The organism is Bradyrhizobium sp. NBAIM03, from assembly GCF_020194055.1.
In the GTDB taxonomy this organism is placed as follows: Bacteria; Pseudomonadota; Alphaproteobacteria; order Rhizobiales; family Xanthobacteraceae; genus Bradyrhizobium; species Bradyrhizobium yuanmingense.
The window spans coordinates 215,657-238,945 of record NZ_JADYVS010000008.1 but is presented as its reverse complement, the minus strand read 5'-3'; the positions used below and the strand labels follow the sequence as shown (position 1 = coordinate 238,945).

Here is a 23,289-nt window from a genome sequence, read left to right as displayed (position 1 = left end):
CATCATCACAGGATAGTCGCGAACCTGTTGACGAGCAGGATGTCCTCGACGGCCTGGATGTCCTTCTGAGACGCCAGCGTGATCTCCTCGACCGCTGCATGGAGATCGCAGCCCTCGCGCAGCACGCGGTCGTAGATCTGCCGCCGCCGAGCCTCGTCGGGCGGCAGCATGAAGATGCTGTAGAGGATCAGGCCACGCAGCTGCGGCAGCTCGTCCAGGATGTCTTCCAGCACCATGTAGCTGCCGGGCATGGTGTGCTCGGCGGCGCTCAACAGATAGTGCAGGTTCTTGCGCCGCGCATAGTCGCGGATCACGATGTTCTGGACGTGCTGCGGGGTGCGGCTGCCGTTCAGCGGCCTGGCGCCGATATAGCCGCGGTGGCCGGCTCGCTCAGCCATGGAAGCCTCCCGGCAGCTTGTACTGCATCCCGACACGGGTTGCGGGGCGCAGCAGGATCGGCTCGAAGAACTCGCCGAAGCGCTTGTCCGCGTAGGGCGACATGATGCTCTTGAAGCGGCAGTTCATGCTCCAGCGCGTGCCGGCTTCCTCGTTGACGCGATTGCCGTGCATCAGGGTCTGGTTGAACAGCATGACGTGACCGTAGGGAATCTCGATGAAGGTCGCGTGCGGCTTGATGGTCTTGTAGAGCTCTTCGGCGCTGCGCAAGGCCGCCATCCGGTCCTGCATCTCGCCGTTCAGGGACGGCGGCAGCAGATACATCGACTTGGTGCGGTGGACATCGACCAGCGGCACCCACACCACGACCTCGAACGGCGAGTCGCCCGACCAGACGTCGGAATGGGTGGCGAGCAGCGAGGAGCTGTCGCCGGGAAGCTGGATGCTGAGATTGACGCGGCGCTGCATGCAGAGCTCGTTGCCGACGATGGTCTCGATCGTCGAGCGCGCCAGGCGGAAATAGGTCGGCCGGAACCAGGGCTCGGCGTTGAGGCCGTTGAAGACGTGCAGCCGCAGGCCGTTGAGATCATCCACGCTCACCCGCGTGTGGATGGTGTCGAGCATCGCGTAGGGATCGTTGCTGTGCGGCAGCTTCAGATAGTCCGCCGCGAGCTCGGCAGCACGGCGCTGGATCCGGTCGAGCCCGGCGCGATCGTCGGCCGGGGTGGTGACGAAGCCATCGTCGATGAAACGCTGCGCCAGCGCCTGCTCGTCGGCGTGCAGGAAGTCCGTGTCCGTCATGCAAAATACTCCCGGGCGGTCGCGCAAATATAGCTGATGTCGGCGGCCGACAGGAACTGGTTGATGGGAAGCGTGAGGATCTGGTCCGCCTGCCGTTCCGTCACCGGAAACGCGCCGCGGCCATGGCCGAGATGCGCTGCTGCCGGCTGCAAGTGGATCGGGACCGGATAATGGATCGCGGTCTCGATGCCTTTGTCGGCAAGATATTTCTGGAAGTCGTTGCGACGCTCGGTCTGCACCACGAAAGTGTGGAAGGTGTTGAACTCGATGTTCCGGCAGGGCGGAATGAACAGGGGCAGGCCGGCGAGCTCGGCGCGGTATTGCGCGGCGTTGCGCCGCCGGCGTTCGATCACGGAAGGAAGGTGGCGCAGGCGGATGCGCAGCACCTCGGCCTGGAGCGTGTCGAGCCGCGACACGATCCCCCATTCCTGGACGTCGCTGCGGTTGATCAGGCCGTGATTGCGCAGCCGTCGGATTCTTGCGGCAAGCTCGGCGTCGGCAGTGACGAGGAAGCCGGCATCTCCGGCGGCATTGAGATTCTTCAAGGGGTGGGCGGAGAAGCAGCCGAAGGTGCCGATCGTGCCGCTCATCCGGCCGTCATAGGTCGAGCCGACCGCCTGGGCGCTGTCCTCGATCACGGCGAGCGCGTGCTTCGCAGCGATCGCCATCAGCGGAGCCATGTCGGCCATGCGTCCGGTCAGATGCACCGGCATGATCGCCTTGGTCCGCGGCGTGACGGCGGCCTCGACCGCGGCCGGATCGATGTTCTGGTCCGGCAGCACGTCCGCAAACACCGGCGTGGCGCCGACCGCGATGATCGCGGCGGTCGATGCCACGAACGAATTCGGCGGCGTGATCACCTCGTCGCCGGGACCGATGTCGAGCGCCCGCATGGCGAGGATCAGCGCGTCGGTGCCCGAATTCAGCGTCACCACATGCGGCGAGCCGAGATAGGCGGATAATTCTTCCTCGAGCCTTCCGACCGCCGCCCCGCCGATGAAGTCGCCGCGCTGGAACACGCCCTCGACCGCCTGCATGATCTCGGCGCGCTCTTCCTCGAACTGCGCGGGAAGATTGACGTAGCCGATGCGCCGGCGGCCGGTGTCAGCGTCCATGGCAGAACTTCCTGACGGTCTCAATGACGCGGTCCTGCTGGGCGCGCGTCAGGTGCTGGTCGACCGGGAAGCTGATGACTTCCTTGGCGTGGCGGTCGGTGACCGGAAACGTGCCCGGCGCGTAGCCGAGATGCTTCAGGCCTTCCTGCTGGTACAGCGGGATCGGATAGTGGATCTTGGCCTCGATGCCGTTGTCCAGGCAATATTTGTAGAGCTCGTCGCGACGTTCGGCGAACACCATGTAGAGATGGTAGACGTGCTTCACGTTGGGACGGCGCGGCGGGACGCGCAGGCCGGGCAGGCCGGCGAGACCCGCATCGTAGTAGGCCGCATTTTCGATTCTGCGGCGCGTGATCTCGCTGGTCTGGCCGATCAGCCAGTTGCCGACCACGGCCTGCAAGGAATCGAGCCGCGAGTTGCAGCCGAGGATCGCGATCTCGTCGCGGTTCTTCATGCCGTGGTTGCGGATCAGGCGGAGCTTTTCGTTCATGCCGTCGTCATTGGTGACGACGACGCCGGCATCGCCCCAGACGTTGAGGTTCTTGAGCGGATGCAGCGAGAAGCCGGCCGCGATGCCGTGGGTGCCGGAGCGTTTTCCCGCGAACTCCGACAGGATGCCCTGGCAGGCGTCCTCGACCACCGGCATGTTGTGGCGCTGCGCGATCGGCATCAGCTTGCCCATGTCGGTGACCTCGCCGGTCAACTGGACCGGCATGATCGCCTTGGTCTTCCCGGTGATGGCAGCCTCGACCTGGTCCACGTTCATGCAAAAGGAATCGTCGCAATCGACAAGAACCGGCGTCGCGCCGGTTTCCGCGATCGCGCCGACCGTGGCGATGAAGGTGTTCGCGGCGGTGATGACCTCGTCGCCATGACCGATGCCGAGCGCCTTGAGCGGCAGCTTGAGCGCGTCGGTGCCGGATCCGACGCCGATGGCGTGCCGGACGCCGATCAATTCGGCGAAGCGCTTCTCGAACTCGGCGACGGGCTTGCCAAGGGTGAAGTCACCGGTCGCAACCAGCCGGCCGATCTCGGCGAGGATCGGTGCGGGATCCGCGAATTGCTCGAGCAGATAGGAATATCGAACGTCGTACATGTGACCCGTCAGGTGGAATGAAGTTGAGGTGAGGGGGTGTGCGACGCCGCGAGCGCATGCTCGATCGAGGTCGCAATGGCGCCGGCGGAGAGCCCGTGCTTCTTCAGCAGCGAGTCCTGAGAGCCGTAATTGTGCATGAAGCGGTCGGGCAGCGACAGCCGCAGCATCGCAGGGAAACCGGAGCCGAGCTTGTCGATCAGCGCCTCCGCGACCGCGCTGCCGAGGCCGCCGGAGGGCACGTGCTCCTCCAGCGTGGCCACGAGCCTGGTGCCGCGGATCGCCTGCAGCAGCGCTGCGGTATCGAGCGGCTTCACGGTATGCATGTGCAGGATGCCGGCGCGAATGCCTTGCGCGGCCAGCAGGTCGGCTGCGGCGAGGGCGCGCTGGAGCATGATGCCGGTGGTCACCATGAGGACGTCGCCGGGCGGCCGCATCAGGATGGCTTTGCCGATCTCGAAGCCGTGCTCGGCCTTGGACACGATGGCATCGCCGCCCTTGCCGAGCCGGATGTAGATCGGGCCCTTCCAATCCAGCGTCTGCTCCATCATGCGCGCAGCCTCGTCGGCGTCGCACGGGCAGATCACCGTCATGTTGGGCAGCGCCCGCATGATGGCGATGTCCTCGATCGCCTGGTGCGTGGGACCGAGCGGCGCATAGACGAGGCCGCCGCCATTGGCGATCAGCCGTACCGGCAGATTGTGCAGGCAGAGATCGACCGCGACCTGCTCGTAGCAGCGGCGGGTGAGGAAGGTCGCGATGGTGTTGACGTAAGGCACGAAGCCCTCCATCGCGAGACCGGCCGACATGCCGATGATATGCGCTTCCGAGATGCCCTCGATCAGATGGCGCTTGGGGAACTCCTTGCTCATCGCACGTAGCGTGCCGGCACCCGGATCGGAGCCGATGTAAAGCACACGCTCGTCGCGCGCGGCGAGCTTGTGGACCATGTTCATCGCGGTGTTGCGCATGGGGAGCCGATCAAAAATCGCCGACGGCGACGCGAATGGCGTCGAGCTCGCTGTCGGTCAGCTTGTTCTTGTGATGCCAATCGGCATTGGATTCCGCAGCCGGAAGACCCTTGCCCTTGACGGTATGGCAGATGATGGCGGTGGGCTTGCCGGCAACCGCCGGGAGCTGCTTCAGGACCATGCGCAGTGCGCCGACGTCGTGGCCGTTGACCTCCTGCACCGCGAAGCCGAAGCTGCGCCACTTGTCCGCGAGCGGCTCCAGCGGCAGCACGTAGTCGGTGGGGCCGTAGCTCTGCAGCTTGTTGTAGTCGATCAGCGCGACGAGGTTGTCGAGGCCGTGCTTGGTCGCGCCCATCGCCGCTTCCCACACCGATCCCTCGTTGATCTCGCCGTCGCCGAGCAGCACGAAGGTGCGGTAGCTGCGCTCGCGCATGCGGGCGGCGAGCGCAAGGCCGACGCCGATCGAGAGGCCATGTCCGAGCGCGCCGGTCGAGGCCTCGACGCCGGGCACCATGCCGTATTCGGGATGTCCGCCCAGAATGCTGTCGGGACCGCAAAAGCCGTCCAGCTCCGACAGCGGGAAGAAGCCGCGGTCGGCCAATAGCGCATAGAGCGCCAGACATCCGTGTCCCTTGCTGAGGATGGCGCGGTCGCGATCGGGATCGCCCGGGTTCTTCGGGTCGATCCGCAGCACGTCGTCGTAAAGCACGCGGACCATCTCGATCAGCGACAGGGCAGGCCCGACATGGCCGCGTCCCGCGGAGCGGACAGAACCGAGGACCAGGCGGCGCAAATAGAGGCTCCGCTCGTCCAGCGTGCAGGTGAGAGCAGCTTCAGCGTGGGGTGAGATCTGGATCACGTTGGCAAATCGTTTGGTGGAGCCGACGGGCTTTGTCGAGCTGGCCGGCAAGGCGGACCGTCAGATCGCCACCTTGCGCAGCCAGGGCACGCCGGGAGCGGCTTTCCGGCAAATAGGCATTCAGGACAATCAGGCACCAAATCGCCCCGAACACAGGATACAGTACGTCAAGGCGGACCGCAAACGCGTCATCCCCAGCCGCGAAAGCGCGCGAGAGCCGCTCGATCAATCGGTTCGCATCGGCCACGGGCAGACCGCTGCCGGGGTGAATCGCGGTGTCGGACACGAGCTTGACCGGGTCGTCCCAGCCGAAATACTCGAAGTCGATGAAGCGCAATTTGCCGTCGTCGGTGCGCAGTGCGTTGTGTAGTCCGCAATCCGACGGGCTCAATGCACGTTGGGCGGGCGCAAGGTCCGCGGCGGGATCCAGGCCCCGTTCCGCATAGCGCCGACGGAGTTGCCGGATCGCGACGGCAGCGGTGGGAACCAGGCTGCCGTCCATGAACGCGCGCAGATCCGGATGATCATCCGAAGTCCGCCTCAGGTCGTCGAGGCGTTGCTCGTACTGGGCGATGGCCGCCTCGGCCGAGAAGATGCTGGCCGACGCATTCCGCAGAGTCTGCGCGCCTTCAGCGTCGTGCAGCTTTTGCAGCTCGATCAGGAAATCGGCCAACTGGTCGGCGTCGTCGGGCTGCGGATGCAGGACCGCGGGTTCACCGTCTAACCATTGATACAGCGCACAGAACGCGGCCGGATCCTTCGCGATCGGCCGCGGCGTCGCATTGATGCCGTGGCGCGAGAGAAACGAGAGCGCGTCATATTCCTGTCCCAGCCGATCGCGCCCGTCGGACGGATAGTGCTTGAGGGCGAGGGGCGGGCCTTCCGCCATCTCCAGCCGAAACACCCGGTTGTTGCCGCCGGCCCGCGCCGGTTGCGCCGCCGCGACCCGCGCCCCGGAGAGGCGGCTGCCGATCGAGACCGCATCCTGTGCGCTGAGGTCCGACTGGCTCATGCTCCGAACACTCCGCGGTGGATATCGGCCCAGGTCGCGAGCGGCTCGCAATGCGCGGGATGCGGCGGCCGCGACTGCGTGAACAGGATCGATCGCGTCGCCTTCGGAAAATGCGGCTGCTCGAAGACGTCAACGAGATCGTCAATAAAGATGTCGAGCTGCAGGCTTGCCAACCGCTCGACCTTGGCCGCCAGCGTGTCCTCGAAATAGACATTGCCCGCCGAGATCGCCGCGTCGGCGGTGTCGATAAGGCCCGCGCTCTTCAGCCAGCCACGCGCAGCCTCGCGCAAATCGACCCGATCGGGATCCTGATGGCCGAACTGCGTCTTGTGGCTGACGATATGGACGCTCGCGCCGGCCTTGCGGCACGCGGCAAGGAACTCGCGGACGCCAGGGTTGATCTCGGCGCCGCCGATTCCCTTGCCGTAGACGAAGCCCTGCAGCCCCTGCCAGGCAAGCTCGCCGCCGGCGCGGGATCGCAAGAAATCCCGCACGTCGGTCTTCAGCCCGTCCCAGCCCTCCGGCACCAGCCCGCGTTGGCGCGCGGCGGCGGCAAAGACCTTGTCGTAGCAGATGATCGTGTTGTCGAAATCGATGCCGATCCGCACGCCGCTCACTTCAGGCTGATGTTCTGCATCATCTTGATGTTGAAATACCTGGGATCGTTGAGTGAGTTCGGCAGACGGCCCGCCCTGAAGGCGTCCACGAGACCTGACACGGCCTGCTCGATCGTGTGCGTCGGCGCAAAGCCGAGCTCGCGGCGGATCTTCTCCGACGACACGTGGTAGGAACGGAGATCGTCGGTCGGCTCGACGGCCACGTCGACATTGTTGCCGACCACCGATTTGACGATGTCGGCGATCTTCATCAGCGAGTGGTTTTCGTAGCCGATGTTGTAGGTCTTGCCGTCGATCTTCGCATCGTCCTGCTGCAGCAGGAACAGATAGGCCGCCGTCATGTCCTGGATGTGCAGATTGGGCCGCTTCTGCGTTCCGCCGAACACGCGGATGCGGCCGGTGTTGACGGCCAGATTGGTCAGGATGTTGACGACGACGTCGAGCCGCTGCCGCGGAGCGTAGCCGCAGACGGTGGCAGGGCGAACCGTGCAGGTGACGAAGCCGGACGCGGCCTCGTCGGCAAGATCGGTCTCGCACATCGCCTTGAACTTGGAGTAGTCGGTGAGCGGCTCGCAGGACAGCTCCTCGGTCACCTCGGCCTCATCCTTGATGCCGTAGACGCTCGAGGAGGAGGCGTAGATGAAGCGCTTGATACCCGCCTTCTTCGCAGCGCGCACCATCGGACGGAAGCAGTCGTAGTTGATGGACTTGCCGAGTGCCGGGTCTAGCTCGAACGAGGGATCGTTGGAGATGCAGGCGAGGTGGATCACCGCGTTGTTGCCGCGCAGGGCCTCGTTGACCGCGGCCTCATCGCGGATGTCGCCCTTGATCAGGCGGAGGTTCGGATTGTCACGAACGGCGTCGAAGACGTCCTCGCCATACATGAACAAGTCGAGCACGGTGACCTTGTGGCCCGCGGCAAGCAATTGCGGAACCAGCACGCTGCCGACATAGCCGGCGCCACCGGTGACCATCACATTCCATTTCCGATCAATCACTGTCGTTCTCCGGATTCTTCGATCGCGCTACTTCAACAACGCGGTGACGAACTTGACCAGCGGCGCCTTCTCGACCGAGTTGCGGTGGCCGACGATGCCGACCTTGATCGCGCCCGCCGCATTGCCGATGAAGGCGACGTCCTCGATGTTGCCGCCGGCCGCCACCAGCGGCGCCGTGATTGTCAGGAAGGCATCGCCCGCACCAACGGTGTCGACGACGGTCTTGGTGAAAGCAGGGACGCGCGCAACGCCGGTCTTCGACGAGAAGGGGTAGCAGCCGAAGGAGCCGTGCGTGATGATCATGTTGTCGCAATCGATCTTGCGATGCAGGCCGCCCTCGATCACCGATGCGATGTCGTTGAACTTGTCGGTGGCGGCCAGGCGCGCTTCCGGTGCGTCGATGCAGATGTAGTCGGCCCGCGGATACTTCGTGATCAGGTTGTAGCCGTGGTTGCCGCTGTTGCTCTGGGCGTTGACGGCCAGGAACTTGGAATTCGCGATCAAGGCGTCGATCGTGCTGGCTGCGATCATGCCGTGACCGAAATCGGTGACGATGACGACGTCGGCCCCGCGGACGCGCTCGGCGGTGACGCGGTCGATCTCCGTGCGCGCGGCCTCGTCGAGCGGCGTGTCGTCCATCGTATAGACTTCGAACAGCTTGTGCAGATAGCCCATCTCGACGTACCGCAGCTTGCGGGTGGTCGGACGGCCCTGAACGCGGATCGGCGTGAGCTTTACGTTCGGGCGGACATGCGCCCGAATGAACTCTTCGGGGTAGTCGTTGCCACCGAGCGTCGTGACGATCTCGACCGACTTGCAGAAGCTCGCGACGTGATTTGCCGCGGCAATGACGCCGCCGGCAAACTGCTCGCCGTTCTTGAGCAGGGTCGCGACGATGTTCTCCTTGGAGGCCTTCCCGAGCGCCGTGACGTATTGGTATTCGTCGATGATGGTGTCGCCGACCAGCACGACGTGCATGTCCTGGATCTTGTCGATCAGCTTCAGCAGGCGTTCGGCGCCGCCGCCATCGCGCACCTTCTGGAGGTAGTCGCGCAGCGGCGGATCGTAGATGTCGAAATAACGGTTCAGCAGCGACGACGAGCTGAACGTCACGTCCCGCGTGAAGACGATGCGCCCGCCGTGACGCTCGACCGCCTCGCGCTCCACTGCGATCTTGCCGGTCACGTCATCCTCGGGATTCTCGTAGTCCGAGCCCTTCACGTAGATGTCAGGGCGCACGGTATCGAGGACCGGCTCGGCGCTGGAGGTCTGATTGATGCCGACCCAGTCGACCGTGCCGAGCGCGGCCAGCATCTCGGCGCGCATGTTCTCCGGAAAGATCGGCCGTCCCGGGCCCTTGTTGACGTAACGGTCCGCGGTGATGGTCACCACGACGACGTCGGCCTCGTTGCGGGCTGCCAGGATGTGCCGGACGTGACCGAGATGCACCAGATCGAACACGCCGTGGCAGAGCGCAACGGTCAGGCCCTCAGCCTGCGCGGCGCGCGCAATCTCGCCGAGCTCCTCGATCGTCTTGATCTTCTCGTGCGGTGCCGGATGGCCGGCCGGCCTGTCTGTCGCAGCATTACCCATGTGAATGACCCAAGGCGCCGGTCGGTCTCAGTTGGCCGGCCCGGACGTGATCGGCTGGCGGCAAAATTGGGGGGTGAACGAATCTGCTCAACGGCTTGCCTTCTGCGGGGTGACCTTGTCGTCACCGAGATATTTGAACCAGTCCTTGGTGGCGTCGGCGATCTTGTCCACCGTCCAGAGCGGAGCGTCCTTGTACTGGTCCATCGACCTCAACATCGTCGCAACGCCGTCCTCGAACTTCACCTTCGGCGCCCATTTCAGGACCCGCTTGATCTTGCTGATGTCGGCGTAGGTGCAATCGGGCTCGCCCGGGCGCTTGGGAATGTGGACCTTGTCGCCGCCGAGGAGCTCGACCAGGCGGTTCACGCTGTAGGTGTTGTCCGAGCCGACATTGAAGATCTCGTGCGAGACGTCGGAGCGCGCGGCGGTCACGAAGGCATCGGCGACGTCGCTGACGAAGGTGAAGTCGCGCGTCTGCTCGCCGTCGCCGACCACCGTGAAGGGCTTGCCCGCCAGCTTCTGTGCCATGAACACGCCGAACACGGCGCCGTAGGTGCCGGTGGTGCGATGGCGCGGTCCGAACACGTTGAACAGGCGCAGCGCCACGGCGGGCAGCTTGTAGACCTGGCACCAGTGCATGACGCATTGCTCACCGAGATTCTTGGTGAGCGCGTAAGGATACATCGGCCGGATCTCGGAACTCTCCGGCGTGGGATAGACATCCGGAATGCCGTAGCAGGAGGAGGAAGCCGCATAGATGAAGCGGCTGGCGCCCGCGTGCCGCGCCGCTTCGAGAACGTTGACCGTGCCGTCGACATTGGCGCGATGATAGGGGATCGGCGATTCGATCGAGGGTACGATGTCCGCCAGCGCGGCGAGATGGAAGACCCAATCCACCCCGTGGAAATACGGTTTGATCGCGTCCAGATCGGTGACGTCCGCCCGCACGACCTTCAACTGGCTCGAACCGGCGCGTGCGGCGAGGTTTTCAGCGCGTCCGATCACGAAATTATCGAGCGCAATGACCTCATGGCCGTCATCGAGCAGGCGATCGACGAGGTGACTTCCAATGAACCCGGCGCCGCCAGTAACAATGCATTTCATAGGGAACATCCGTGACGCGAATGCCCAGCGAAATAGGCTCGCCAATGTTGAGTGAAACCCGAAAAGCCGACTATCAGCCGCCCGCAAACTTTGCAAGTATTATACCTTTGCAATCCTTGGTAATAGCCGGTATCACCCGGTAATGTTGCAATCGAGCCGTCAGCCCATGCCTGCCGAATCCGTCGATCCCGACCACAAGGCTTTCCTCGACGATTACGTGGGGCGCCTGCATCGCGCGACGGCGGTCGACGACGGTATTTTTGCGAGGATCTCCGCGACGCGCGCGTCCTGGTTACGCACGCGCGAGCAGGGCGGTCGCGTCATCTTCATCGGCAACGGCGGGTCGGCCGGCATCGCTTCGCATTTGGCGATCGATCTGGCGAAGAATGCGTCAGTGCCCGCTCTCTGCTTCAGCGATGCGAGCATGATGTCGTGCCTTGCCAACGATTACGGGTTCGAGGACTGGATCGCGCACGCCGTGCGGCTGAATGCGCGCGCCGGCGATTGCCTCGTCGCGATCAGCTCGTCGGGGCGTTCGACGAACATCCTCAACGCGGTCACGCAGGCGCGCAAGATGAAGCTCGACGTGATCACGTTGTCGGGCATGAACGCGGACAATCCGCTGCGCAATCTCGGCGACGTCAATTTCTGGGTCGACAGCCGCAGCTACAACATTGTCGAGACCACGCACCAGTTCTGGATGATGGCCGCAATCGACCTCGTCATCGGTCGTGCGGAATATCCGGCGTCCTGAGGCGGGCATCCGATGCAGTCGCGATTCAAGCATGCGGCCCTGTTTTCGGTGAAGCTGCTGCTGTCGATCGCCGTGCTGGTCTACATCGCGCGCGGTCTCGACCTGCGCCAGCTGCGCGACCATCTCGTCTCGGTCGATCCGGTCCTGTTCGTCGTCGCGCTTGCGCTGATCTTCGTCCAGACCTTCGTGCTCAACGGCCGGTGGGAGCTGATCATGCGCGCGCTCGGCGTGTCGCTGGATTGGCTCGCCGGCTGGCGGATACTGATGACCAGCCTCTGGTTCAATCAGGTGTTGCCGTCATCGGTCGGCGGTGACGCGGTGCGGATCTGGCTGCTGCGTCAACGCAGCGTGCAGTGGCCGGAGGCGGTCAAGGGCGTTGCAGCCGACCGCTTCACGGCATTGATCGGACTGGTCGTGCTGATGGTGGCCGGATTGCCGTTTCTGATGTCGCGCGTGTCGAATCACGCTGCGATCCTGGCGATCGGCGGACTGACGGTGACCGGCGTCGCCGGCACGCTGGTCCTGTTGACGCTCGACCGTCTGCCGAAACGCTTCATTGCGCTTCCCGCGATCGCGAGCTTCGTGCGGTTCGGAACGCTGGTCAGGTTTTTGCTCCTGCAGTCCGAGCGCCGTGCGCTGCTGTTCGGATCGGCGCTCCTCATCCATCTCGTCACCGCCGCGGCCTGCTACACCTTGGCGCGCGGCGTCGGAGCGCAGCTCTCTGTCCTCGACGCCGGCATTCTGATTCCGCCGGTGGTGCTGTTGACGGCGGTCCCCATCTCGATCAGCGGCTGGGGCGTTCGCGAGGGAGCGATGGTCGCCTGCCTGGGTCTGGCGGGTGTGTCGTCCGAGCAGGCGCTGTCGGTATCGCTCCTGCTGGGCGCCATTAGCGTGATCATCGGGCTCGTCGGTGGCGTAATCTGGCTGGCAAGTCCGGAGCGCGGCTCGTATTCGGCCGACAAGGTGGCCAAGGCAGCGGAGGACGCGCCCGGCTACGGGCTGGGCAACGAGGCCTCGAGCCACCCATGACCCGCTTGAGCCCGTTGCCGATCTGGTCTTCACAGGGTGAGACTATCCCACTCGCGCGCGTATCTCATTCTTCGGTTGCACGATGAAAAACCTGTTCTACGTCCGCAATACTTGCCGCCTCTGTCATTCCGACAAGCAAGAGCTGGTCGTCCCGATGGCAGGCATGCCGATCGGCACGCCGAACTTCCAGGTGCCGAACGCCAGCGTCGACGATCCCGTGTTCCGCGCTGCGGTGCCGATGGCGCTGCATCTGTGCCGGGACTGCGGCCACCTCCAGATTCTCCATGTCGGCAATCCGGAGATCCAGTACCGAAACTATGTCTATACCACCTCGCTCTCGCTCGGCCTGCGCGAGCATTTCGCTACCTATGCCGACGACGTCGTCAGCCGTTTCGGCATTGCGCCGGGTTCGCTGGTGGTCGAGCTCGGCAGCAATGACGGATCGCTGCTCGGCTTCTTCAAGGAGCGGGGGATGCGGGTGCTGGGTGTTGATCCCGCCGTCGACATCGCGCGGCGCGCCACGGAGGCGGGCATCGAGACCATCGGCGATTTCTTCACCGATGCCGTTGGTCGCCGCATCCTGCAGAGCCATGGCGCGGCGAGCGTCGTGATCGCCAACAACATGATCGCCAATGTCGACAATCTGGATCCGCTGGTGATCGGGGTTCGCGACGTACTCGCGCCGGACGGATTGTTCGTCTTCGAAACGCAATACGGCGTCGACGTCACCGAGAAGAACCTGCTCGATACCGTCTATCACGAGCATCTGTCGTATTTTAACATCAAGCCGCTGATCCGTTTCTTCGCCCGGCTGGGCATGGAGCTGATCGACGTCCAGCACATCTGGACCAAGGGCGGCTCGATCCGCGTGACCGTGCAGCGCGCCGGCGGCGCCAAGAAACCGTCGGCCGAGGTCGCGCGTTTCGTTGCCGAGGAAGACCGGCTCGGCGTCGATCAGCCGGCCTATTATATGCCGTACGTGAAGAGGATCGCCGCCATCCGTGACGAATTGGTCGCGATGGCAGATGCCGCCCATGCGCGCGGTGAGCTGGTCGCCGGCTATGGCGTCTCGGTGGGCACCACGACGCTGCTGCCGCAGTTCGGCCTGGAGAACAAGATCGACTTCCTGGTGGACGACGATCCCAACAAGGGGAAGGTGATGGCGGGCCCCGGCTATGACATCCCGATCCTGCCGCCTGCCGCTCTCTACGAGCGCAAACCCGCGTTCGTCGTGGTCTTCGCCTGGCGCTATGTCGACCCGATCCGGGCCAAGCACGCCCGCTATTTCGCCGAAGGCGGGAAGTTCGTGGTGCCGCTGCCGGGGATTTCCATGGTCGACCGGGCCGACTGACGGCTCCCGATAGCCTTGCCGGGGATGGGATGGCGCGTTCCGGGCGGTCGACAAGTCCTTGATCCACATGGCCTCTGCACGACCCTCGGGGGGAGGGCGGCCTGCCCGGGCGAACTCTCTCTACCTTGACCTTTGGCCGCATCCGCAGTAGATACCCGGCACTCGCAGCCGGCCCGTTAGACGCGGATTTCCGGCGCGGCCTTGAAATCCCCGAACAATCGAGCCCGGTTTCCGGCTCATCCTTCGAGACAGAGGGCTGGGCCAACGGCGGCTGTTCGGATCCCTGAAATTCATTTGCGTCTGTCGACGGACGCTGGACCTCAAGCGATGGCAGTCAGCCCGTTCAAGTTCTTGCAGGAAGTGCGCTCGGAGACTGCCAAGGTCACCTGGCCGACCCGCCGTGAGACCACGATCACCACCATCATGGTGTTCGTCATGGTCGCGGTGGCTTCGATCTTCTTCTTCGCCGCCGACCTGATCATTCGCTACCTCGTCACCTTCCTCCTGGGCATTCAATGATGGCAACAGCAACCGCTCAAGTGTCCGACAAGCGCTGGTACATCGTCCACGCCTATTCGAACTTCGAGAAGAAGGTCGCCGAATCGATCCGCGAGCAGGCCAAGCAGCGCGGGCTCGAGGAGCTGTTCGAGCTGGTGCTGGTTCCGACCGAGAAGGTCACGGAAGTGCGCCGCGGCCGCAAGATCGACGCCGAGCGCAAGTTCTTCCCCGGCTACGTGCTGGTGAAGATGAAGCTGACCGACGAGGCGTTCCATCTGATCAAGAACACGCCGAAGGTCACGGGCTTCCTCGGCGCCGAGAACAAGCCGATGCCGATCTCGGAAGCCGAGGCCATGCGCATCCTGCACCAGGTGCAGGAGGGCGTGGAACGGCCGAAGGCGTCGGTGTCGTTCGAGATCGGCGAGAACGTGCGCGTGGCCGACGGCCCGTTCGCCTCGTTCTCGGGTGTGGTCGAGGAGATCGATGAGGCGCGCTCGCGCGTGAAGGTCGCCGTGTCGATCTTCGGCCGCGCGACGCCGGTCGAGCTGGAATTCGGTCAGGTCGAGAAGGTCTGATCGGGTAACGCGGGAGGCTTCGGTCTCGCGCAACAAGAGGCCGTGGGAGGGAGGGGCGGTTGCCAGCCGCATCCGACCCAGACCACGAACCTGAAACCGCCGGTCCTGCCGGCACAACAGGAGTGATACATGGCAAAGAAAGTGACCGGATACCTGAAGCTTCAGGTCCCGGCCGGCGCGGCGAATCCCTCGCCCCCGATCGGTCCCGCGCTCGGTCAGCGCGGTCTCAACATCATGGAGTTCTGCAAGGCGTTCAACGCCCAGACCCAGAAGGAAGAGAAGAACACCCCGATCCCGGTGATCATCACCATCTATGCGGACCGTTCCTTCACCTTCGAGATGAAGACGCCGCCGATGTCCTACTTCCTCAAGCAGGCTGCAAAAATCCAGTCCGGTTCGAAGGCGCCGGGCCGTGACAAGGCCGGCAAGGTGACCAAGGCGCAGGTGCGCGAGATCGCCGAGAAGAAGATGAAGGACTTGAATTGCGACACCATCGAATCGGCCATGAAGATGGTCGAGGGCTCGGCCCGTTCGATGGGTCTGGAAGTTGCGGGGTAAGCGGCCATGGCAATCGGAAAGCGTTTGAACAAAGCCCGCGAAGGCATTGACCGCGAAAAGCTTTACCCGCTCGCGGACGCCATCAAGATGGTCAAGGAACGCGCGAAAGCGAAGTTCGACGAGACCATCGAGGTCGCGATCAATCTCGGCGTCGATCCGCGCCACGCCGACCAGATGGTCCGCGGTGTCGTGACCCTGCCAAACGGCACCGGCCGTACGCTCCGCGTCGGCGTGTTCGCCCGCGGCGCCAAGGCCGATGAAGCCAAGGCCGCCGGTGCGGACGTCGTCGGCGCCGAGGACCTGGTCGAGAAGGTGCAGAACGGCACGATCGATTTCGACCGCTGTATCGCCACCCCCGACATGATGCCGCTGGTCGGCCGCCTCGGTAAGGTGCTCGGCCCGCGCGGCCTGATGCCGAACCCGAAGATCGGTACCGTGACCATGGACGTCACCGGTGCGGTGAAGGGCGCCAAGGGCGGCTCGGTCGAGTTCCGCGTCGAGAAGGCCGGCATCCTGCAGGCCGGCGTCGGCAAGGCCTCGTTCTCCGAGGAGAAGCTGGTCGAGAACATCAAGGCTCTGGCTGACGCGGTCTCCAAGGCGAAGCCGGCCGGTTCCAAGGGCACTTACATCCAGCGCGTTGCGGTGTCCTCGACGATGGGCCCCGGCGTGAAGGTCGAGCCGGGCACCATTCTCGGCTGAGGTTTGGAAATTGCATGAGGCGAGGGGCGGGATCGGGCGACCGATTCCGCCCCTCGTCGTTTGTGGCGGCGCTCTTCGGAAACAACAACAATGGCTGACAAGGTCCTGATCTACTCGCGCTTTCCCAAGTCGATGATGGCGCGCTTCGCCGAGCGGTTCGAGCTGCTCGACACCGGCGGCAAGCCCGTGCGGGAGGTGTTTCCGGCGGAGGAGCTGGGCGGCATCCGCGCACTGCTGACTGCTGGCGGCTCGCCACTCGGTGCGGAGGCGATGAACCTGTTTCCGAATCTCGGCGCCATCGTCTGCTATGGGACTGGCTATGATGGCGTCGACCTGAAGGCGGCGGCCAGCCGGAACATCGCGGTCGGTCACAGCCCCGGTGCCAATGCGGCTTCTGTCGCCGACATCGCGATGACCTTGATGCTGGCGACGACGCGGCGGATTTTGGTGGCCGACCAATATGTCCGCAGCGGCGATTGGGCGGCCTCGAAACAGTCACCGATGATGCGTCCCCAGGCCGGCATGCCCGGCCGCCGCATCGGCATCTACGGCATGGGTGAGATCGGCCGCAAGATCGCCGCGCGCTGTGCTGCTTTCGAGAGCGAGGTCGGCTATTTCAGCCGCACCCGGTATGATCTGCCCTATCAGTACTTTCAGACCCTGGAGGCGCTCGCCGATTGGTGCCCCGTCCTGATGATCGCGGTGCGGGCAGGGGCCGAGACCCAACATGCCGTCAACGCCGATATCCTCAGGCGCCTCGGGGCGGAGGGCTACGTCGTCAACATCTCCCGCGGCTCCGTCATCGACGAGAAGGCCCTGGTCGCGGCGCTCACCGACAAGACCATCGCGGGGGCGGGCCTCGACGTCTTCGAGAAGGAACCGCACGCGCCTGACGCCCTGACCGAACTCCCCAACGTGGTGTTCGCCCCGCATATCGGCGGCCACACCCTGGATTCGCACGTCGCCATGCAGAACTGCGTGCTGGCCAACCTGACCGCATTCTTCGAGGGCAAAACGCTGCCGTACCGGATCAAATCGGCCTGAATCGGCCCTTGTTGGGCCATCTCAAGGCCAACCGCCAATCGATTGGAACTGGTGTGAATTTTGCTCTTGGCAAGCAGGCTCCGAGCGGTTAAAGAACCGCCTCCGGACGTGCCGGCCTCGGCTGGCGCGTTCGTGCACGCATTCCGAAAACCCGACACGACAGGAGATCATTCCTTTTCAGGACGTCCGTGAGGATTTGCCCGAAAAGGAAGGAAGATCCGTCTTCTGGCAGGGATGCGGGCAGAGGTCGGGCGGTTCGCCGGCTGACCTCGTCCTGTCCAAGACTGCAGGCGCCCGCGGGGAATCTCGATTCCTCAACGGCTTAATCGCATTGCCTGCATAGACGGGTGAAGACCGGATTTCACTTCGCATCCAGCTTTAAGGGCTGGTTTTGCGAAACGGGTCTGGTTCGGACCTCGACACGCCGTGGGCCCTTGGGCTCCCGGAGGGCAGGCTTTGAATGTCGTCTTGCCCGGCGTGTCCGATGGGTTTTTGACCCGGAGGTTCAGGTTTGGGCGGGACGATGGGTGCAACCCGGCGGTCCCGCTTCTCGCGATGACCGCCAACCGGAGAGAGCTTGCTGTGGAACGAGCGGCAAAAAAAGAAGCGGTCGAACAGCTCAACGAGGTCTTCAAGACCACGAGCGTCGCGATCGTTGCTCAATATTCCGGCCTCACCGTCGCCCAGATGCAGAAGCTGCGCCAGCAGATGAAGCAGGCGGGTGCCGCGGTGAAGGTCTCGAAGAACCGTCTCGCCAAAATTGCTCTTGAAGGCACTGACGTCGTTGCCATCGGCCCCATGCTGAAGGGGCCGACCGTGATCGCGACTTCGAACGATCCGGTAGCGGCGCCAAAGGTCGCCATCGAATTCGCCAAGGCGAACGAAAAGTTCGTCATCGTCGGCGGATCGATGGGGAAGACCGTCCTGAATGTCGACGGCGTGAAGGCGCTTGCCTCGCTGCCGTCGCTTGACGAACTGCGCGGCAAGATCGTCGGCCTCATCGTGGCCCCGGCGACCAAGCTGGCCCAGCTCGCCAACGCGCCCGCGGGCAAGCTCGCGCGCGTCATCCAGGCTCATGCCTCAAAGGGCGAAGCGGCCTGACGCCCTTCGCAAAACTCAAACCCGAACCAGACTTACAGTTAAGGAAACTGAACAATGGCTGACCTGCAGAAGATCGTTGACGACCTCTCGAGCCTGACCGTGCTCGAAGCTGCCGAACTCGCGAAGCTCCTCGAAGAGAAGTGGGGCGTTTCGGCTGCCGCGGCTGTCGCCGTGGCCGGCCCGGCCGCTGGCGGCGGCGGTGCTGCCGCTCCGGCGGAAGAGAAGACCGAGTTCACGGTCGTTCTCGCCAGCGCCGGCGACAAGAAGATCGAGGTCATCAAGGAAGTCCGCGCCATCACCGGTCTCGGCCTGAAGGAAGCAAAGGACCTCGTCGAGGGTGCTCCGAAGCCGCTGAAGGAAGGCGTGAACAAGGACGAAGCCGACAAGATCAAGGCCCAGCTCGAGAAGGCTGGCGCCAAGGTCGAGCTCAAGTAAGCACTGCTTACTGGCGGGATCCCGGGCGGGCAACGGCTCTGCCCGGGATCCTGGTCCCCCTTCGAGAGGGTGGACCAGAATGCAAAAGGCGTGCGACGGAACGATCCGACGCAGGCCAAACACGAAAAAGTGTGGGGATTTGAGGGTTTGACCCTCGAATCTGCACTATTGTCGCCCCATATCGGGTCGGCAGCACGAAAGCGCGGTGGGCAGGGATGCCGGATTTCCCTGTAAGCCGTTGGGAGAGCAGGCTATTTCGGGCTTTTGCAGTCCGTGAAGATGATCGTTGTGACGGGCGGGCGCGCATCTGCGCCCCGCGCGTCGTTTTGCGTTTTGAAGGTCTGAAGAACAGATTCAGGACATCGGCGCCTGAAACTGCGTCTCCGGCCCCCAAGACGGGTTCGAAAATTCAACCCGGAAAGCGGTGGCAGCCGCGGTCCGGACGGTGCGCCCAGGGCGGGCGACGAAAATGAGAGGCCACGATGGCGCAGCAGACATTCACCGGTCGCAAACGCGTTCGCAAGTTCTTCGGACACATCAAGGAAGTCGCCGAGATGCCGAACCTCATCGAGGTTCAGAAGGCGTCCTATGACCAGTTCCTGATGGTGGACGAACCCCAGGGCGGACGTCTCGACGAGGGTCTGCAGGCGGTGTTCCGCTCGGTGTTTCCGATCTCCGACTTCTCCGGCACCTCGATGCTGGAATTCGTCCGCTACGAGTTCGAACAGCCGAAATACGACGTCGACGAGTGCCGCCAGCGCGGCATGACCTTCGCTGCGCCCCTCAAGGTGACGCTGCGCCTCATCGTGTTCGATATCGACGAGGAAACCGGCGCGAAGTCGGTGAAGGACATCAAGGAGCAGGACGTCTACATGGGCGACATCCCGCTCATGACGATGAACGGCACCTTCATCGTCAACGGCACCGAGCGCGTCATCGTCTCGCAGATGCACCGTTCGCCCGGCGTGTTCTTCGACCACGACAAGGGCAAGACCCATTCCTCGGGCAAGCTGCTGTTCGCCGCCCGCGTCATCCCCTATCGCGGTTCCTGGCTCGACATCGAGTTCGACGCCAAGGACATCGTCTATGCGCGTATCGACCGTCGCCGCAAGATTCCGGTGACGTCGCTGATGTTCGCCCTCGGCCTCGACGGCGAGGCGATCCTGTCCACGTTCTACAAGAAGATTCTCTACAAGCGGACCAAGGAAGGCTGGCGCGTTCCGTTCGACGCCAACCGCTTCCGCGGCTACTCCACGGTCAACGACCTGATCGATGCCGACACCGGCAAGGTCGTGCTCGAGGCCGGCAAGAAGCTCACCGTCCGCGCCGCCCGCCAGCTCCAGGAGAAGGGGCTGAAGGCGCTGCGCATGGCCGACGAGGAACTGGTCGGCAATTACGTCGCCGAGGATCTCGTCAACCCCAAGACCGGTGAGATCCACGCCGAGGCCGGTGAGGAGATCACCGACAAGCTGATGAAGGCGCTCAACGAGCAGGGCTACAAGGAGCTGCCGCTGCTCGACATCGACCACGTCAATGTCGGCCCCTACATCCGCAACACGCTCTCGGCCGACAAGAACATGACGCGCGAGGACGCGCTGTTCGACATCTACCGCGTGATGCGTCCGGGCGAGCCGCCAACGCTGGAATCGGCGCAGGCCATGTTCCAGTCGCTGTTCTTCGACGCCGAGCGCTACGACCTCTCCGCGGTCGGCCGCGTCAAGATGAACATGCGCCTCGACCTCGATGCGCCCGACACCCAGCGCACGCTGCGCAAGGAGGACATCCTCTCCGTCATCAAGACGCTGGTGGATCTGCGCGACGGCAAGGGCGAGATCGACGACATCGACCATCTCGGCAACCGCCGCGTGCGTTCGGTCGGCGAGCTCATGGAGAACCAGTACCGCATCGGCTTGTTGCGCATGGAGCGCGCGATCAAGGAGCGCATGTCCTCGGTCGACATCGACACGGTCATGCCGCAGGACCTGATCAACGCCAAGCCGGCCGCCGCCGCGGTGCGCGAGTTCTTCGGCTCCTCGCAGCTCTCGCAGTTCATGGACCAGACCAACCCGCTCAGCGAGATCACCCACAAGCGCCGCCTCTCGGCGCTCGGACCGGGCGGTCTCACCCGCGAGCGCGCTGGCTTCGAGGTGCGCGACGTGCACCCGACGCATTACGGCCGCATCTGCCCGATCGAGACGCCGGAAGGTCCGAACATCGGCCTGATCAACTCGCTCGCGACCTTCGCGCGCGTGAACAAGTACGGCTTCGTCGAGACGCCGTATCGCAAGGTCAAGGATGGCCGTGTCACCGACGAGGTCGTGTACCTGTCGGCGATGGAGGAAGGGCGCTATTCCGTGGCCCAGGCCAACGTGCCGGTCGACGCCAAGGGCCGCTTCACCGAAGACCTCGTGGTCTGCCGTTCGAGCGGCACCCGCGACGTCGTGCCGATGACGCCCGACAAGGTCGACTACATGGACGTGTCGCCGAAGCAGCTCGTTTCGGTCGCCGCGGCGCTGATCCCGTTCCTCGAGAACGACGACGCCAACCGCGCGCTGATGGGCTCGAACATGCAGCGCCAGGCGGTGCCGCTGGTTCGCGCCGAGGCGCCGTTCGTCGGCACCGGCATGGAGGGCGTGGTTGCCCGTGACTCGGGCGCTGCGATCGCGGCGCGCCGTTCGGGCGTGATCGACCAGATCGATGCGACCCGCGTCGTCATCCGTGCCACGGAAGATCTCGATCCGACCAAGTCGGGCGTCGATATCTACCGCCTCATGAAGTACCAGCGCTCGAACCAGTCGACCTGCATCAACCAGCGTCCGCTGGTGAAGGTCGGCGACGTCGTCAGGAAGGGCGACATCATCGCCGACGGTCCTTCGACCGATCTCGGCGAGCTCGCGCTCGGCCGCAACGTGCTGGTCGCGTTCATGCCGTGGAACGGCTACAACTTCGAAGACTCGATCCTGCTCTCCGAGCGGATCGTGAAGGAGGACGTCTTCACCTCGATCCACATCGAGGAGTTCGAGGTGATGGCCCGCGACACCAAGCTCGGACCTGAGGAAATCACCCGCGACATTCCGAACGTCTCGGAAGAAGCGCTGAAGAACCTCGACGAAGCCGGTATCGTCTACATCGGCGCGGAAGTGCGCGCCGGCGACATCCTGGTCGGCAAGATCACGCCGAAGGGCGAAAGCCCGATGACGCCGGAAGAGAAGCTGCTGCGCGCCATCTTCGGCGAGAAGGCCTCCGACGTCCGCGACACCTCGCTGCGCGTTCCCCCGGGCGTGCAGGGCACCATCGTCGAAGTGCGCGTGTTCAACCGCCACGGCGTCGACAAGGACGAGCGTGCGCTGGCGATCGAGCGGGAGGAGATCGAGCGCCTCGCCAAGGACCGCGACGACGAGCAGGCGATCCTGGACCGCAACGTCTACAACCGTCTTGCCGAGCTGCTCGAGGGGCGGCAGGGCATTGCAGGTCCCAAGGGCTTCAAGAAGGACACCAAGATCACCCGTGCGGTGCTCGAGGAGTATCCGAAGTCGCAATGGTGGCTGTTCGCTTCGCCGAACGACAAGCTGATGGCCGAGATCGAGGCCATGCGGAAGCAGTACGACGAGTCGAAGAAGGGACTGGAACAGCGCTTCCTCGACAAGGTCGAGAAGCTTCAGCGCGGTGACGAATTGCCGCCCGGCGTGATGAAGATGGTCAAGGTCTTCGTCGCGGTGAAGCGCAAGATCCAGCCCGGCGACAAGATGGCCGGCCGCCACGGCAACAAGGGCGTGGTGTCGAAGATCGTGCCGATCGAGGACATGCCGTTCCTCGAAGACGGCACGCATGCCGACATCGTGCTCAATCCGCTCGGCGTGCCTTCGCGCATGAACGTCGGACAGATCCTCGAGACCCATCTCGGCTGGGCCTGCGCCGGCCTCGGCAAGCGTATCGGCCAGACCGTCGATGCGTACCTGTCGAAGCAGGACATCAAGCCGCTGAAGGAGACCTTGAAGAAGGTCTACGGCGAGGACGAGACGATCAAGTCGCTCAACGACAACGAGCTGCTCGAACTCGGCCATAACCTCAGCCGCGGCGTGCCGATCGCAACCCCGGTGTTCGACGGTGCCAAGGAAGCCGATATCGAGGAGATGCTGAAGCTCGCCGGTCTCGACGCTTCGGGTCAGTCGACCGTCTATGACGGCCGCACCGGCGATCCGTTCGATCGCAAGGTGACGGTGGGCTACATCTACATGCTCAAGCTGCACCATCTGGTCGACGACAAGATCCATGCGCGTTCGATCGGTCCGTACTCGCTCGTCACCCAGCAGCCGCTGGGCGGCAAGGCGCAGTTCGGCGGCCAGCGCTTCGGCGAAATGGAGGTGTGGGCGCTCGAGGCTTACGGCGCGGCGTACACGCTCCAGGAGATGCTGACGGTGAAGTCGGACGACGTCGCCGGCCGTACCAAGGTGTACGAGGCGATCGTGCGCGGCGACGACACGTTCGAGGCCGGTATTCCGGAATCGTTCAACGTGCTGGTCAAGGAAATGCGCTCGCTCGGCCTCAACGTCGACCTGCACAACTCCAAGATGGGACCGGCGCCGACGTCGGAAGCGGCCGAGTAATTCGACCTGTCATGCCCGGCCTTCGCGGCCGGGCATCGGCGCCCCGCCCGAGGCCTTGAGGGCAGGGCGCCATGCAGAA

At 64.1% G+C, this 23,289-nt stretch carries 22 protein-coding genes; 11 read left to right on the top strand and 11 right to left on the bottom strand.

Annotation, left to right across the window (positions count from 1 at the left end):
* Positions 1–5 precede the first annotated feature (5 nt).
* The 11 genes from I6F21_RS14910 to I6F21_RS14860 all read right to left on the bottom strand — a co-directional run bounded on the left by I6F21_RS14910 (position 6) and on the right by I6F21_RS14860 (position 10,559).
* Positions 6–398, bottom strand: a complete 393-nt coding sequence (locus tag I6F21_RS14910) for an LIC12192 family sporadic carbohydrate cluster protein (RefSeq protein WP_036010940.1) — start codon at positions 396–398, stop codon at positions 6–8.
* Positions 391–1,197, bottom strand: coding sequence for a sporadic carbohydrate cluster 2OG-Fe(II) oxygenase (locus I6F21_RS14905; RefSeq protein WP_025037016.1), 807 nt, complete (start codon positions 1,195–1,197; stop codon positions 391–393). The genes I6F21_RS14910 and I6F21_RS14905 overlap by 8 nt, the downstream gene beginning before the upstream one ends.
* Positions 1,194–2,312 carry a DegT/DnrJ/EryC1/StrS family aminotransferase gene (locus tag I6F21_RS14900; RefSeq protein ID WP_225139867.1) on the bottom strand — a complete coding sequence of 373 codons (1,119 nt, stop codon included), beginning with the start codon at positions 2,310–2,312 and terminating at the stop codon, positions 1,194–1,196. The genes I6F21_RS14905 and I6F21_RS14900 overlap by 4 nt, the downstream gene beginning before the upstream one ends.
* Positions 2,302–3,408 (bottom strand): DegT/DnrJ/EryC1/StrS family aminotransferase, encoded by a 1,107-nt coding sequence (locus tag I6F21_RS14895; RefSeq protein ID WP_225139868.1) that lies wholly within the window; start codon positions 3,406–3,408, stop codon positions 2,302–2,304. Before I6F21_RS14895 ends, I6F21_RS14900 begins: the two co-directional genes overlap by 11 nt.
* 8 nt (positions 3,409–3,416) lie before the next feature.
* A complete protein-coding gene (locus tag I6F21_RS14890; protein WP_036010951.1) occupies positions 3,417–4,376 on the bottom strand; it encodes a transketolase C-terminal domain-containing protein in 960 nt (319 codons plus the stop codon).
* A 10-nt stretch (positions 4,377–4,386) separates the two neighbouring features.
* On the bottom strand, positions 4,387–5,235 hold the full coding sequence (locus tag I6F21_RS14885) for a transketolase (protein ID WP_082641499.1): 849 nt from the start codon (positions 5,233–5,235) through the stop codon (positions 4,387–4,389).
* Positions 5,210–6,247 carry an aminoglycoside phosphotransferase family protein gene (locus tag I6F21_RS14880; RefSeq protein WP_225113234.1) on the bottom strand — a complete coding sequence of 346 codons (1,038 nt, stop codon included), beginning with the start codon at positions 6,245–6,247 and terminating at the stop codon, positions 5,210–5,212. The genes I6F21_RS14885 and I6F21_RS14880 overlap by 26 nt, the downstream gene beginning before the upstream one ends.
* Entirely contained in the window at positions 6,244–6,855 is a 612-nt protein-coding gene (locus tag I6F21_RS14875) for a hypothetical protein (protein WP_225113233.1), read from the bottom strand. Before I6F21_RS14875 ends, I6F21_RS14880 begins: the two co-directional genes overlap by 4 nt.
* Positions 6,856–6,860: 5 nt before the next feature.
* The gene (locus I6F21_RS14870) at positions 6,861–7,862 is read right to left on the bottom strand and encodes an SDR family oxidoreductase (RefSeq protein ID WP_036010979.1); all 1,002 of its coding nucleotides are present in this window, start codon (positions 7,860–7,862) and stop codon (positions 6,861–6,863) included.
* 27 nt (positions 7,863–7,889) lie between these two features.
* Complete coding sequence (locus I6F21_RS14865; protein ID WP_225139869.1) at positions 7,890–9,455, bottom strand: PfkB family carbohydrate kinase; 1,566 nt, start codon at positions 9,453–9,455, stop codon at positions 7,890–7,892.
* 87 nt (positions 9,456–9,542) lie between these two features.
* Positions 9,543–10,559 carry an SDR family oxidoreductase gene (locus I6F21_RS14860; protein WP_036041505.1) on the bottom strand — a complete coding sequence of 339 codons (1,017 nt, stop codon included), beginning with the start codon at positions 10,557–10,559 and terminating at the stop codon, positions 9,543–9,545.
* A 166-nt stretch (positions 10,560–10,725) separates the two neighbouring features.
* On the opposite strand from I6F21_RS14860, the gene I6F21_RS14855 reads away from it, so the two are divergent.
* The 11 genes from I6F21_RS14855 (at position 10,726) to rpoB (ending at position 23,210) form a co-directional block, all read left to right on the top strand.
* Complete coding sequence (locus tag I6F21_RS14855; protein ID WP_225139871.1) at positions 10,726–11,313, top strand: SIS domain-containing protein; 588 nt, start codon at positions 10,726–10,728, stop codon at positions 11,311–11,313.
* A 12-nt stretch (positions 11,314–11,325) separates the two neighbouring features.
* Positions 11,326–12,342 carry a lysylphosphatidylglycerol synthase transmembrane domain-containing protein gene (locus I6F21_RS14850; protein WP_225139872.1) on the top strand — a complete coding sequence of 339 codons (1,017 nt, stop codon included), beginning with the start codon at positions 11,326–11,328 and terminating at the stop codon, positions 12,340–12,342.
* Between the two features lie 82 nt (positions 12,343–12,424).
* Positions 12,425–13,693 (top strand): class I SAM-dependent methyltransferase, encoded by a 1,269-nt coding sequence (locus tag I6F21_RS14845; RefSeq protein ID WP_225139873.1) that lies wholly within the window; start codon positions 12,425–12,427, stop codon positions 13,691–13,693.
* 327 nt (positions 13,694–14,020) lie between these two features.
* Entirely contained in the window at positions 14,021–14,212 is a 192-nt protein-coding gene (gene secE / locus I6F21_RS14840) for a preprotein translocase subunit SecE (RefSeq protein ID WP_036010992.1), read from the top strand.
* Complete coding sequence (gene nusG / locus I6F21_RS14835; protein ID WP_018647229.1) at positions 14,212–14,766, top strand: transcription termination/antitermination protein NusG; 555 nt, start codon at positions 14,212–14,214, stop codon at positions 14,764–14,766. The genes secE and nusG overlap by 1 nt, the downstream gene beginning before the upstream one ends.
* Positions 14,767–14,895: 129 nt before the next feature.
* A complete protein-coding gene (gene rplK / locus I6F21_RS14830; RefSeq protein ID WP_011088164.1) occupies positions 14,896–15,324 on the top strand; it encodes a 50S ribosomal protein L11 in 429 nt (142 codons plus the stop codon).
* A gap of 6 nt (positions 15,325–15,330) precedes the next feature.
* Complete coding sequence (rplA, locus tag I6F21_RS14825; protein ID WP_025037003.1) at positions 15,331–16,023, top strand: 50S ribosomal protein L1; 693 nt, start codon at positions 15,331–15,333, stop codon at positions 16,021–16,023.
* 90 nt (positions 16,024–16,113) lie between these two features.
* A complete protein-coding gene (locus I6F21_RS14820) occupies positions 16,114–17,067 on the top strand; it encodes a 2-hydroxyacid dehydrogenase (RefSeq protein WP_225139874.1) in 954 nt (317 codons plus the stop codon).
* Between the two features lie 582 nt (positions 17,068–17,649).
* On the top strand, positions 17,650–18,168 hold the full coding sequence (gene rplJ / locus I6F21_RS14815; protein ID WP_036010998.1) for a 50S ribosomal protein L10: 519 nt from the start codon (positions 17,650–17,652) through the stop codon (positions 18,166–18,168).
* 54 nt (positions 18,169–18,222) lie between these two features.
* The gene (gene rplL, locus I6F21_RS14810) at positions 18,223–18,603 is read left to right on the top strand and encodes a 50S ribosomal protein L7/L12 (RefSeq protein WP_036027614.1); all 381 of its coding nucleotides are present in this window, start codon (positions 18,223–18,225) and stop codon (positions 18,601–18,603) included.
* Positions 18,604–19,085: 482 nt separating this feature from the next.
* Positions 19,086–23,210 carry a DNA-directed RNA polymerase subunit beta gene (gene rpoB, locus I6F21_RS14805; RefSeq protein ID WP_036027612.1) on the top strand — a complete coding sequence of 1,375 codons (4,125 nt, stop codon included), beginning with the start codon at positions 19,086–19,088 and terminating at the stop codon, positions 23,208–23,210.
* The last annotated feature ends 79 nt before the right edge of the window (positions 23,211–23,289 follow it).